Below are 12,667 nucleotides of genomic sequence, written 5' to 3'. Positions count from 1 at the left end.
CTTGTTCTTTAACCGTTGCCGTTTCCGGTGAACCGAGCGGCATCTTCCGCTGCGCGCCGAATGGCGTTTGACTTATGGACAGTCTCCATGAACTCGGCCTCGGGGTCGCTGTCATAGACAACACCGCCGCCAGCCTGAATATAGAGTTTCTGATCCTTCACGATCGCGGTGCGCAAGGCAATGCACATGTCCATGTCACCGCCAGCGCTGAAATAGCCAACACCGCCGCCATAGACGCCGCGTTTTTCCGGCTCAAGCTCGTCAATGATCTCCATCGCCCGCACTTTCGGCGCACCCGAGACGGTGCCCGCAGGCATCCCGGCAAAGAAGGCGTCCAGGGCATCCTTGTCTTCCGCCAGCTCACCCACCACGTTGGACACGATGTGCATCACATGGCTGTAGCGTTCGATGATGAACTCTTCGGTCGGGCGAACCGTACCGATTTTGGACACGCGGCCGGTATCATTGCGCCCGAGGTCCAGAAGCATGAGGTGTTCGGCCAGCTCTTTCTTATCGGCCAGCAGGTCAAGCTCGTTCGCTTTGTCTTCCTCGGGGGTCGCGCCACGGGGACGGGTGCCTGCAATCGGGCGAATGGTGACTTCGCTGCCGAACACACGCACCAGAATCTCGGGGCTGGCCCCAACGACCTGAAAACCGCCGAAGTTGAAGTAGAACATAAATGGCGAGGGGTTGGTGCGCCGCAGCGAACGATAAAGCGCAAAAGGCGGCAGCGGAAAATCCTGCGTCCAACGCTGAGCCGGAACAACTTGGAAGATATCGCCAGCGCGGATGTATTCCTTGGCCTTTTCAACCGCTTCCATATAGCCCGACTTGGTGAAGTTCGACACCGGTGCCGCAACTTCGCGCGCGTCGCCCAGATCACGGGTTTCGGCGGGCATCGCGCGTTCCAGATCGCGGACCGCATCCATCACACGCTCGGCCGCCTGTGCATAGGCAGCTTTGGCAGATTGACCGTCGCTTGCCCAGGTGGGTGAGACCACCGTCACCTCGCCTTTGACACCATCCAATACTGCGACAACAGACGGGCGCAACATGATCGCATCTGGCAGCCCCAGCGGATCGGGGTTCACGTCCGGCAGGTATTCGACCAGCCGGACCATGTCATAGCCCAGATAACCAAACAGCCCGGCGGCAGCCTGAGGCAGGTCGTCTGGCAGCTCAATACGGCTTTCTGCCAGTAACGCCCGCAGGTTGTCCATCGGATTGCCGTCCTGCGCGACAAAGGCGTCGGCGTCGAACCGCGCCGAACGATTCAACGCGGACGTTTCGCCGTGGCAGCGCCAGATCAGGTCCGGTTTCATGCCGATGATCGAATAGCGGCCACGCACTTCTCCGCCCGTAACCGACTCCAGCATGAACGCATCTTTCTGCGCGCCCGTCAGTTTGAGCATCAGCGACACGGGTGTGTCCAGATCGGCGGCGAGACGTGTGTAAACCACTTGGTTTTCGCCCGCTTCATAGGCGCGCGCGAAGGTATCGAAATCGGGTGTCAGGGCCATCTTGGTCTCGCTTAAAAGCTCGCCTGCACGGCGTTCAGCGCCTGCTGATCCACGACCGGGCGGGCGCGGGTCTGAGCGTCCCGTACGTATGCGTCAAAAATATTTTGCGACAGCGCCTGATCCATCTGCGCAGCCAGTGCGTCGCGCAACCGGCGCAGTTCGTCGGAATCCTCGGGAGGCAGAACCTCGTCCAGACGAACAAGCAAGGCTGCACCATTTCCACCTATGACGCGTAACTCACCGAGTTCCATCTGGAACACTTCGTTCATAAAACTGGCGGGAACGTCATCAAGAAACGCGGTACGTGTCAGTGCGTTTTCAATGCGGAAGGGCAGGCCAGTCGCAGCGAAGTCACCATCAGTGGCCAGTTGGCTCAGTGCGGCGTTTGCTTTGTCCAAAAGGGCTTTATTGGTCTCTGCCTGTACCCAGGCAGCGGCGACACGGTCGCGTGCGCTTTCCAGCGGTTCAGGGCGGCGTGGCAGAACGTCGTTCAGGCGCAAGGCAAAGATCGATCCGTCTTCGAGAAATGCGATTTCAGGGAAATCTCCCTCTTGCACGGCTTCGGCGGCCGCGCGGAACCCGTCATAGGCCGCTATGTCCTCGGCGCTGTCGCGGGTCCAGTCAATCTGACCCAGCTCCATTTCAGTTTCATTTGCCAATTCTTCCAGAGTCGCTCCACCAGCCAGCATGTCGTTGACATCTTCGGACTGCGCCTCGATCAGGCGGCGGGCGCGTTCTGTCGCCAGTTCTTCGCGCAGGGCCGGTTCGGCCTCCTCAAAGGGAACGCTGTTTGCAGCCAGGGATCCGTTGATACGGAACAGGGCGGGGCCAAATACCGATGGCAGAGGGCCGACAACGGCGTCAAGTTCTGCCGCGAACACGGCGTCGGCGGCTTCGCCCAGATCCTCACGCGTGAGGTCGCCCAGGTCGATATCCGAAAGCTCCAGATCACGGTCCCGAACCAGTTGTTCAAAAGTCGTGCCCCCGACCTCAAGCTGCGCCTTGGCGTCGTTGGCCGCTTGTTCATCCGGGAAATTCAGGCGCTCGACCAGACGGCGTTCTGGCTGATTATACTCTGCCGACCGCTCTTCAAAAAGTTTTCGCAGAGCCTCTTCGTCAACCTCAACCGTGTCCACCAACATGGCCGGAGACAGAATCGCATACGTCAGCTGTTTCGTGCGGGGCAGGGTGAACTGTTCAGCGTTTTCGTCATAGTAGGTCTGAATCTGCGCGTCAGTCGGTTCGGCGACGGGGGTTTCCAAAGCCTCGGCCCCTGCCGTCGCAACGGTAAAGCTGCGACGGGCACCAATATAGTTGGCCATTGTGTCTGTCACGGTGGCAGGCATTTCCACACCCCCCATGATCGCACCTTGAACGATCGTACGGGCGGATTCTTTGCGCAGGTCCGACTCGAACTCGGAATCCGTCATGCCGACCTGTTCAAGCTGAAAGCGGTATGCCTCGCGGTCGAAATTGCCGTCTACGCCCTGAAAGGCCGGGACAGACACGATCTCTTTTTGCAGGTTCTCATCCCCAATGGAGATCCCGAGCTGGCTCACCTCATTGTCCAGTGCCGCCAAGGCTGTCAGGCGGGCAAGCGCGTTTCGATCCAGCCCCAGATCGCGCGCCTGCGACATTTGCAGGGGCTGACCCGATTGCGCCTCAACCGCGCGGATCTCGCGCTGCAACTCGCGGACAAAATCATCGATCGAGATGCTTTCATCACCAACTTGCGCCACAGTACGGACTGTGCCGCTCAGGTTGACCGCGCCGAACCCCGCGAGCCCGAGCATCAGCATGCCCATCAGAATCCAGACAAAGGTTTTCGAAAGACTTTTAGCGCCTGCGGCCATGGTGCCCTCTTGTTATTACGGCAGCGTTCTGCCCTGTCGGTTGCCGCCTTGAATACGACGCACACCGCCGGGGGGCAAGCTTAGAAGGACAGGCCCTGCAACCGTTCGAACAATTGGCCCAAACCTGTGCGGTCGAGGTTGGCGAAGGCAATGCGCACTTGCCGTTTCCCGTCCGGGTGGTGATCGGGCATAAACATGGTACCGGGCAATAACAGAACACCGGCTTCACGCACCAAACGCCTGGCAAGTTCGTCGGACGGAATGTCAAACGGGTGCTCCAGATAGGCGAAATACGCCCCAAGTCCCAAAAGACGCCAGCCATTGGCTTCCAGTGCGGGCATACCCTCAAGGATGGCAGCGCGACGGTCGAGTATTTCGTCGCGTTCGCCTGCCAGCCATTGCGACAAGTTTTGCATACCCCAAAGCGCGGCGAACTGTCCGATCTGACCGGGGCAAATGGCAACGGTGTCGAGAAACTTCTCGACCTCAGCCAGAAGTGCAGGGCCCGTTGCAATGGCACCGACCCTATGACCCGTCAGCCTGTATGCCTTGGAGAAGGAATACAGGTGGATCAGCGTCTGTTCCCAGTCTGGTTGCTGGAACAAATCATGTGGCGGCCCGCTGCGACTGTCGAAGTCACGGTAGGTTTCGTCGACGATTAGGTAAATCCCGGTTTCGCGCGCAAGCTCAAAGAAGGCGCGGACAAGGTCTGCCGGGTATTCAACGCCGCCGGGATTGTTGGGCGTGACCAGAGCGATGGCACGTGTTTTGTCCGTGATCAGCGCGCGTGCGCTCTCAGGGTCGGGCAGCAAATCGTCGCCGGACTTCAGGTCCAAAGCGTGGACACCCGACATATCCAGCCACATTTTATGATTGAAATACCATGGAGTTGGAAGAATAACCTCATCCCTTTCACCGGTGATGGCCGATATCACTGCTGAAAACGCCTGATTGCAGCCTGAGGTGATAGCAACCTGAGGTGCCTCGACCTTTGCCCCATAATGCGCGCTGATCTGCGCAGCCAGTTCCGTGCGAAGATCGTCATTTCCCAGCACAGGGCCGTATAGATGCGCATGGTCTTCGCGCACGGTAAATTCGGCCATAGCCTCGCGCAAGGCCAGTGGCGGCGGGTCAACCGGCGCCGCCTGGCTTACGTTGATCAACGGACGTTCGGGTGGGAACGAAACGCCCTCGACCCATCGGCGCGCTTCCATTACTGGCGGCGCGAATGTTGCGGCGGTACGGCTGAGCGTCATGTGCTGCCTACTGATCTGATTTCAATCGGTGCCCCGATAGGGCTCGACATATTGAAGGGCCATATCCCACGGGAAAAAGATCCACGTGTCCTGACTGACTTCGGTGATGAACGTATCCACCATTGGGCGTCCCTTGGGTTTGGCATAAACCGTCGCAAAATGCGCTTTCGGATACATCTCCCGAACCAGCTCCAGGGTTTTTCCGCTGTCTACCAGATCGTCGATGATCAGAATTCCGGTTCCGTCACCCATTAGCTTGGCATCGGGTGCTTTCAGAACTTCCGCCTCTCCCTGGGCTTGATGGTGGTAGGATTTCACGCTGACCGTATCGACGGTACGAATATCCAGTTCCCGGCTTACGATCATCGCAGGGGCCATGCCGCCACGGGTGATCGCCACGACAGCACGCCAGCTGCCGTCATCGGGGCCTTGCCCATCCAGACGCCACGCCAATGCGCGCGAGTCGCGGTGGATCTGGTCCCAGCTGATGTGAAATCCTTTTTCGTGCGGCAGGCGGTCCTTAGCGCTCATGTTCTCAACCTTTTTCCACGTCTGGGGCGTCAACGGCCTTCATTCCGACAATATGGTAGCCCGAATCCACGTGCAGATTCTCACCGGTGACGCCGCTGCTGAGGTCTGACAACAGGTACAGGGCCGACTTGCCGACATCGTCGATGGTCACGTTGCGGCGCAGCGGAGAGTTGTATTCGTTCCATTTCATGATGTAGCGGAAATCGCCAATACCGCTGGCGGCCAGCGTTTTGATCGGACCGGCCGAAATCGCGTTCACGCGAATGCCGTCCTTGCCCAGGTCCTCCGCCAAATACTTGACCGACGCTTCCAAAGCGGCCTTGGCAACACCCATCACGTTATAGTGGGGCATCACCTGCTCAGCTCCGTAATAGGTCAGCGTTATGGCGCTGCCGCCTTCAGACATCATCTTTTCCGCGCGCTGCATAACTGCGGTGAACGAATAGACGGATACATCCATCGTCAGCGTAAAATTGGCCCGGCTGGTATCCACGTAGCGCCCACGCAGTTCGTTCTTGTCAGAAAAACCGATGGCGTGGACGACAAAGTCCAGCTTGCCCCATTTCTCTTCCAGTGCCGAGAAAAGCCCATCAATTGAAGCCTCATCGCTCACGTCGCAGGGCAGAACGATTTTGCTACCCAGTTGCGCAGCCAGTGGGTCCACACGTTTCTTTAGGGCGTCACCCTGATAGGAAAAGGCAAGTTCAGCTCCGGCTTCGGACAAGGCGCGGGCGATTCCCCATGCGATAGATTTGTCATTGGCCAGTCCCATGATGAGGCCACGTTTGCCGGCCATCAACTGATTTGACATGTTTGGTTCTCCGCCTGTCTTCGCGTTAGATTGGCATGGTTTATGCCATTGGTAGCGCTGCATCAAGGCCGTGCGCTCTTGCTCGCAGCGGGTTCTCGCCTTAGGCTCGTCATTAATACTTTCCAGGGGATGGAAATGACCGAGCGTGATGGCATCTTTGCTGGCTCCGATCCGTTTGCAATAGCGGCCCGGTGGCTGGCTGAGGCCCAGGAAACCGAATTGAACGATCCGAATGCGATTGCGCTTGCAACCGTTGACCCGGACGGTTTGCCAAATGCACGCATGGTTCTGCTGAAGGAAATCGAAGCGGATTCATTTGTTTTCTATACAAACTACGAAAGCGCCAAAGCGAACGAGCTGGATACGTCCGAAAAAGCCGCATTTGTAATGCATTGGAAATCTTTGCGGCGTCAACTTCGTGTTCGTGGTACAGTATGTCGTGAAAACGGGCCCCAGGCTGATGCGTATTATGCATCGAGGTCACTGAAAAGCCGACTGGGTGCCTGGGCTTCAAAGCAGTCACAACCGCTTTCAAGTCGGACAGCTTTGATGGCAGAGGTCGCGAAAGTGACTGCTAAACTTGGGCCGAATCCACCTCGTCCTCCATTCTGGGGCGGGTACCGATTGACGCCGACAGAGATAGAATTCTGGGCCGATGGAGCGTTCCGCTTGCATGATCGGTTCAGATGGCAACGAATTGAGCCGGGATCGGCATGGCATGTTGAAAGGTTGAATCCATGACGTTCACGTGTCGTGAAATGCAACAAGCAGAAAGTAAACAACTTTTTCGGCTTGAAATTGTCTACCAATCCCATAAACAACAGACCCTTAACGAACTGCTAAAATTCGCGATGGGAAAACCGTGCCTGAAGACCTGAACAACATGTATCGCGTCCGTGGACACGTAAAATGGTTCGATCCCGCCAAGGGATACGGCTTTGTTGTTTCTGACGAAGGCGGCCCGGATATTCTGTTGCATGTGAACGTATTGCGCAATTTCGGCCAAAGTTCCGTCGCGGACGGAGCAGGTATCGAGATCATGACACACCGCACGGACAGAGGTGTTCAGGCGGTTGAGGTTGTTGCAATCGACCCGCCGGCGCGCGCCGAGTCGATGATGTTGGCCGATTTCGCCGAGTTGGATCCGGACGCTATCACAGAAGCCCCTCTGGAGGCCGCGCGGGTGAAGTGGTTCGACAAAGGCAAGGGCTTCGGGTTCGCAAATGTTTTCGGGCGCGGCGAAGACGTGTTCTTGCATATCGAAGTGTTGCGGCGCTCGGGGCTTGCTGACCTTCAGCCCGGAGAGGCGCTTGCGATGCGCGTAATTGACGGCAAACGTGGCCGAATGGCGGCGCAGGTTCTCGCCTGGGAAGCCGCGCTGGACGGCTGACCGTTCCATGACCCGTTTTCTGGTATTCTGGACGCTTCTGATCACGCTGTGGACGGGGGGGGCGTTTGCTGCGTGCAGCGCCGGCCGTGTCACACTCCGAAACGACAGCGCGACAATCCGATTTGACGTGGAAATGGCGGTTACGCCTCAAGAACGGTCAAAGGGGTTGATGTTTCGCGAGTCGTTGCCGAATCGATCCGGTATGCTGTTCGTGTTCGATCCACCGCAACCTGTCGCGTTTTGGATGAAGAACACGCTGATTCCGCTCGACATGATATTTCTGGACCGTACGGGCACAGTGACACATGTGCATGAGAGTGCGATTCCCGGCGATCTGACACCGATTGAAGGTGGGGATGCCGTTTTTGCGGTGCTGGAAATCAATGCCGGATTGTCCGCGCGCTACTCTATCGGCGTCGGCACTCAGATGCAGCACGAAATTTTTTCGCAAGGTCCTGCGATTTGGCCCTGTTAGGGCTTTTCAAATCAGATTGTCATCGTTAGGAAGGCGCACGGTCCGGGGCGTGGCGCAGTCTGGTAGCGCACCTGTTTTGGGTACAGGGGGTCGTAGGTTCGAATCCTGCCGCCCCGACCACTTCCTTCACATTCTCATGTGGGCGTGCCGCCCATCGCCAGATACAACGAGCTGATCGCCTGATCCAGCACGTCACTTTCCAGTGGAACCTCAACGATTGCGCCGGTTTTCTGCGGCACTTTAAAGTACGATCGTGCGTCAACGCGATAGCCGGACCCTGTTTTTGACGATGTCAGGCGCATGACGCTCTGGGGCAGGTCCTGCGGAAATCCGTCATAGTTCAGAATCAAATAGGCAGCCGCTTTTGGGGGCAGATACTCGCTGCATTCAAAAGCCTGTTCGCCGATTTTCTCATAGACCTTGCCGGGACCAGAACAACTGGTTTCGAATGCTTCAAATAACCTTTTGGGATGGGTTTCGAACAGCGCGCTGCGTGACGGGGTGGGCGTTTCTTGTGGCGTGCAGGCCACGATACAGGCCAACGCGGGGATAAAGCGAAGCAACTTCATTCGTTTGGCCTTTCTCATTTCGAAGTGAACCTTTGGTCGTTCAGTGTGAGTTTGACAGACCCGGCGAAGCTGATTCCTTTGCAGCCTAACCAGCGAGGTGTTGGTTGATCAAATACAGATAACTATGCTGGTAAAAACGGTAATTCGAATTGAGACTTCGAGTCGTGACCGAAAATTTACCGCAGGCGAGCCTGTGGAGGAATCGTACCCAGAGTTTGACTCCTCTCATGTCTGGGTCTGGTCAACAAAAAAGATTTCAAATTTGGCTGAAAAAGGGCGTTGACCTTCTATGGCAATATACGTCAAATTGTATGAGCCGAAGAGATTGCCACAATATCTGGTGTTCAAGCCGGGACGGCAACAGGCGAGGGTCGGATAAGCACAGTCTATTAACGTGCAGCCGTTGTAACGGCTTTTTCGCTGTCCAAAGCAGCGTCCAGTACCTTTGCGCGCTTCTGTCGGCGTTGCGGGTGGTGCTCCGCAACTCAAAATGTAGTGCCGTGAACCGAAAATTAGGCGGAATTTAACTAGGGCTGCGGACATGAAGATTGAAAGAAAATTCACCAAACCAGATCAGGATGCCTATTCGGAACTGGATTTTGTGTCCGCGACATCTGAAATCCGCAATCCCGATGGAACCATTGTATTCCGTCTGGAAGGGATCGAAGTTCCGTCAACCTGGTCGCAGGTGGCAAGCGACGTGATCGCCCAGAAGTACTTTCGCAAGGCTGGCGTCCCGTCCAAATTGACCAAAGTTAAGGAAAAAGATGTTCCCGAGTTCCTCTGGCGGTCGGTTCCCGCTGAAGATGCTGAGTTCGAGGGCGAAATTTCCTCAAAGCAGGTCTTTGATCGGCTGGCCGGTGCGTGGGCATACTGGGGGTGGAAAGGTGGCTACTTTTCGACCGAGGAGGATGCGCGCGCCTATTTCGACGAGATGCGGTACATGCTGGCGACTCAGCGCGCCGCGCCCAATAGCCCGCAATGGTTCAATACTGGCCTGCACTGGGCCTATGGAATCGACGGTCCGGCGCAAGGGCACCACTACGTCGACTATAAGACCGGCAAGCTGACCAAATCCAAATCCGCCTACGAACATCCGCAGCCACATGCCTGCTTCATCCAGTCCGTTGATGATGATCTGGTGAACGAAGGCGGCATCATGGATCTATGGGTGCGCGAGGCACGGTTGTTCAAATACGGCTCGGGCACCGGGACCAACTTCAGCCATCTGCGTGCAGAAGGCGAGGCGCTGTCAGGTGGCGGTAAGTCTTCGGGGCTGATGGGCTTTCTCAAGATCGGCGACCGCGCCGCTGGCGCGATCAAATCAGGCGGGACAACCCGTCGGGCAGCAAAGATGGTGATCGTCGATGCAGATCACCCTGACATCGAGAAATTCATCGAATGGAAGGTGATTGAAGAGCAGAAGGTAGCCTCGATCGTTGCCGGATCGAAGATGCACGAGAAGATGCTGAACGGCCTTTTCGAGGCTATCCGCACGTGGGACGGCGCGCAGGAAGATGCCTACGATCCGAAAAAGAACGACGCGTTGAAAACGGCGGTTCGAGAGGCAAAAAAGGTCGCGATCCCGGAAACTTATATCAAACGCGTTCTGGATTACGCCAAGCAGGGCCACGACAGCATCGAGTTCCCGACCTATGATACAGACTGGGATTCGGAAGCCTATAGCTCGGTCTCGGGGCAGAATTCGAATAACTCGATCCGCGTGACCAACGGGTTTCTGACCGCGGTGGAAAAAGACGCGGATTGGGAACTGATCAACCGCACTGACGGGAAGGTCGCCAAGACCGTCAAGGCACGGGATCTGTGGGAAAAGGTTGGCCACGCCGCCTGGGCCTGTGCGGATCCGGGTATCCAGTTCCACGACACGGTCAACGAATGGCACACGTGCCCTGAAGATGGTGAAATTCGCGGATCGAATCCGTGTTCGGAATACATGTTCCTGGATGACACGGCCTGTAACCTGGCCTCGATGAACCTGCTGACCTTCCTCAAGGACGGTGAGTTCCAGGCCGCCGATTACATGCACGCCTCGCGCCTATGGACGCTGACGCTGGAAATCTCGGTGACCATGGCGCAATTCCCGTCAAAGGAAATCGCGCAGCTGTCGTACGACTTCCGCACGCTGGGCCTTGGTTATGCCAACATTGGCGGCCTGTTGATGAACATGGGCTACAGCTATGACTCGGACGAGGGGCGGGCGATCTGCGGTGCGCTGACCGCGATCATGACCGGTGTGGCATATGCCACTTCAGCTGAAATTGCCGGTGAGCTTGGCCCGTTCAAGGGCTACAAGCGCAATGCCGAGCATATGCTGCGCGTCATCCGCAACCACCGCCGCGCGGCGCAGGGTGTGACTGAGGGGTATGAGAAACTGGCCGTCAAGCCGGTGCCTCTGGACCATGGCAACTGCCCCGACAAGCGTTTGGTCGATCTGGCCATGTCCGCTTGGGATGAGGCGCTGAGCCTTGGCGAGCAGAACGGTTACCGCAATGCACAGGCCACGGTGATTGCCCCCACAGGCACCATCGGTCTGGTGATGGATTGCGATACAACGGGGATCGAGCCCGATTTTGCGCTGGTCAAGTTCAAGAAACTGGCAGGCGGCGGTTACTTCAAGATCATCAACCGCTCGGTACCATCTGCGCTGGAAAAGCTGGGCTATTCCTCGTCGCAGATCGAAGAGATTGTATCCTACGCGGTCGGTCACGGCACAATCGGCAATGCGCCGGGGATCAACCACACCTCACTGACTGGCCACGGCTTTGGTGCCAATGAACTGGCCAAGGTGGACGCCGCACTGGAAAGCGCCTTTGACATCCGGTTTGTGTTCAACCAATGGACCTTGGGTGAAGATTTCTGCACCGGTGTTCTGGGCATTCCGGCGACCAAGCTGAATGACCCGACCTTTGATTTGTTGCGTCATCTGGGGTTCACCCGCGCGGATATCGACGCGGCCAACGACCACGTCTGCGGAACCATGACTCTGGAAGGTGCACCGCATCTGAAGGAAGAACACTACGCGATCTTCGACTGCGCCAACCCGTGCGGCAAGAAAGGCAAGCGTTTCCTTGGGGTTGACAGCCACATCACCATGATGGCAGCGGCACAAAGCTTTATCTCGGGTGCGATCAGCAAAACGATCAACATGCCGAATGATGCAACAATCGAAGACTGCCAGAAGGCCTATGAACTTAGCTGGTCGCTGGGTGTGAAAGCCAACGCGCTGTACCGTGATGGCTCGAAACTGTCTCAGCCCCTTGCGGCTGCGCTGGTCGAGGATGATGACGAGGCGGCCGAGGTGCTGGAAAGCGGCTCTGCTCAGGAAAAAGCCGTCGTTCTGGCCGAAAAGGTGATCGAGAAGGTTGTGGTCAAGGAAATTATCCGCAGTCATCGCGAGAAACTGCCGCATCGCCGAAAGGGGTATACACAGAAGGCCATCGTTGGCGGCCACAAGGTTTATCTGCGCACGGGTGAGTTCGAAGACGGTCAACTGGGCGAGATTTTCATCGACATGCACAAGGAAGGTGCTGGCTTCCGGGCGATGATGAACAACTTTGCCATCGCCGTGTCGGTCGGTCTGCAATATGGCGTGCCGCTGGAGGAATTTGTCGACGCCTTCACCTTTACCAAGTTCGAACCGGCAGGGATGGTGCAGGGCAACGACTCGATCAAGAACGCGACGTCGATCCTGGATTACATCTTCCGCGAACTGGCCGTGTCTTATCTGGACCGTACCGATCTGGCCCATGTGAAACCCGAGGGTGCTACCTTTGATGATCTGGGACGCGGTGAAGAGGAAGGCGTTTCCAACGTCTCGGAAATCAGTGAAACTGCGGCGTCCAAGTCGTTGGAAGTGTTAAAACAAATCAGTTCAACCGGGTATCTGCGCAAGCGTCTGCCGCAGGATCTGATGGTGTTCAACGGCAGTTATGGTGACGTGGCCGGTTTAGCAGAAACAGCAACTGTCTTTGAAGCGCCTGCCACCGAAACGGCAGTGGCAACAGGGATGGACGCCCGCACCAAAGCCAAGATGCAGGGCTATGAGGGCGACCCCTGCGGCGAGTGCGGAAACTACACGCTGGTACGAAACGGAACTTGCATGAAGTGCAACACCTGCGGCGCGACAAGCGGGTGTAGCTGAATTTAACGCCCTGGCACCCCGGGGCGTAGGGGTCGGACGCTGCCCTAAGTAACCGACCCCGACGAATACGGAGAACAGGTCTGTTACCGACTGACCATTC

At 57.0% G+C, this 12,667-nt stretch carries 10 protein-coding genes and 1 tRNA gene; 5 read left to right on the top strand and 6 right to left on the bottom strand.

The genetic code is table 11. The annotated features are described in order from the left end of the window. Positions 1-8: 8 nt before the first annotated feature. From trpE to fabI, 5 genes are all read right to left on the bottom strand, one after another. The gene (gene trpE / locus ACR0BF_RS05375) at positions 9-1,520 is read right to left on the bottom strand and encodes an anthranilate synthase component I (protein ID WP_480517153.1); all 1,512 of its coding nucleotides are present in this window, start codon (positions 1,518-1,520) and stop codon (positions 9-11) included. 11 nt (positions 1,521-1,531) lie between these two features. After that, positions 1,532-3,373 (bottom strand): SurA N-terminal domain-containing protein, encoded by a 1,842-nt coding sequence (locus tag ACR0BF_RS05370; RefSeq protein WP_480624429.1) that lies wholly within the window; start codon positions 3,371-3,373, stop codon positions 1,532-1,534. A gap of 80 nt (positions 3,374-3,453) precedes the next feature. Beyond that, positions 3,454-4,629, bottom strand: coding sequence for an aminotransferase (locus ACR0BF_RS05365; protein WP_480624428.1), 1,176 nt, complete (start codon positions 4,627-4,629; stop codon positions 3,454-3,456). Between the two features lie 21 nt (positions 4,630-4,650). Further along, on the bottom strand, positions 4,651-5,160 hold the full coding sequence (gpt, locus tag ACR0BF_RS05360) for a xanthine phosphoribosyltransferase (protein WP_209503823.1): 510 nt from the start codon (positions 5,158-5,160) through the stop codon (positions 4,651-4,653). A gap of 4 nt (positions 5,161-5,164) precedes the next feature. Beyond that, complete coding sequence (gene fabI, locus ACR0BF_RS05355; protein WP_480603528.1) at positions 5,165-5,971, bottom strand: enoyl-ACP reductase FabI; 807 nt, start codon at positions 5,969-5,971, stop codon at positions 5,165-5,167. Between the two features lie 135 nt (positions 5,972-6,106). Here fabI and pdxH point away from each other — a divergent pair, with 135 nt between their 5' ends. The 4 genes from pdxH (at position 6,107) to ACR0BF_RS05335 (ending at position 7,956) form a co-directional block, all read left to right on the top strand. After that, complete coding sequence (gene pdxH, locus ACR0BF_RS05350) at positions 6,107-6,712, top strand: pyridoxamine 5'-phosphate oxidase (RefSeq protein WP_480517750.1); 606 nt, start codon at positions 6,107-6,109, stop codon at positions 6,710-6,712. Between the two features lie 142 nt (positions 6,713-6,854). Continuing rightward, positions 6,855-7,361 (top strand): cold-shock protein, encoded by a 507-nt coding sequence (locus tag ACR0BF_RS05345; protein WP_480517748.1) that lies wholly within the window; start codon positions 6,855-6,857, stop codon positions 7,359-7,361. A gap of 7 nt (positions 7,362-7,368) precedes the next feature. After that, positions 7,369-7,836: a DUF192 domain-containing protein gene (locus ACR0BF_RS05340; protein ID WP_480517144.1), complete on the top strand. Its 468-nt coding sequence runs from the start codon at positions 7,369-7,371 to the stop codon at positions 7,834-7,836. Between the two features lie 43 nt (positions 7,837-7,879). Next, a tRNA-Pro gene (locus ACR0BF_RS05335) sits at positions 7,880-7,956 on the top strand. 14 nt (positions 7,957-7,970) lie between these two features. Here the strand turns inward: ACR0BF_RS05335 and ACR0BF_RS05330 are convergent. Further along, positions 7,971-8,405 (bottom strand): hypothetical protein, encoded by a 435-nt coding sequence (locus ACR0BF_RS05330; protein WP_480624427.1) that lies wholly within the window; start codon positions 8,403-8,405, stop codon positions 7,971-7,973. 541 nt (positions 8,406-8,946) lie between these two features. Between ACR0BF_RS05330 and ACR0BF_RS05325 the strand changes: the two genes are divergently transcribed. Next, positions 8,947-12,567 carry a vitamin B12-dependent ribonucleotide reductase gene (locus ACR0BF_RS05325; protein ID WP_480624426.1) on the top strand — a complete coding sequence of 1,207 codons (3,621 nt, stop codon included), beginning with the start codon at positions 8,947-8,949 and terminating at the stop codon, positions 12,565-12,567. Positions 12,568-12,667 lie beyond the last annotated feature (100 nt).

This window comes from Ruegeria sp. AG7 (assembly GCF_056541545.1).
The sequence above is the reverse complement of the archived record's forward strand: the minus strand, read 5'-3'. Positions and strand labels throughout refer to the sequence as shown.

Coding starts and splice junctions, on each gene's coding strand:
- trpE (WP_480517153.1), bottom strand. CDS start 1,520: ATGGCCCTGACACCCGATTTCGATACCTTCGCGCGCGCCTATGAAGCG.
- ACR0BF_RS05370 (WP_480624429.1), bottom strand. CDS start 3,373: ATGGCCGCAGGCGCTAAAAGTCTTTCGAAAACCTTTGTCTGGATTCTG.
- ACR0BF_RS05365 (WP_480624428.1), bottom strand. CDS start 4,629: ATGACGCTCAGCCGTACCGCCGCAACATTCGCGCCGCCAGTAATGGAA.
- gpt (WP_209503823.1), bottom strand. CDS start 5,160: ATGAGCGCTAAGGACCGCCTGCCGCACGAAAAAGGATTTCACATCAGC.
- fabI (WP_480603528.1), bottom strand. CDS start 5,971: ATGTCAAATCAGTTGATGGCCGGCAAACGTGGCCTCATCATGGGACTG.
- pdxH (WP_480517750.1), top strand. CDS start 6,107: ATGACCGAGCGTGATGGCATCTTTGCTGGCTCCGATCCGTTTGCAATA.
- ACR0BF_RS05345 (WP_480517748.1), top strand. CDS start 6,855: ATGTATCGCGTCCGTGGACACGTAAAATGGTTCGATCCCGCCAAGGGA.
- ACR0BF_RS05340 (WP_480517144.1), top strand. CDS start 7,369: ATGACCCGTTTTCTGGTATTCTGGACGCTTCTGATCACGCTGTGGACG.
- ACR0BF_RS05330 (WP_480624427.1), bottom strand. CDS start 8,405: ATGAAGTTGCTTCGCTTTATCCCCGCGTTGGCCTGTATCGTGGCCTGC.
- ACR0BF_RS05325 (WP_480624426.1), top strand. CDS start 8,947: ATGAAGATTGAAAGAAAATTCACCAAACCAGATCAGGATGCCTATTCG.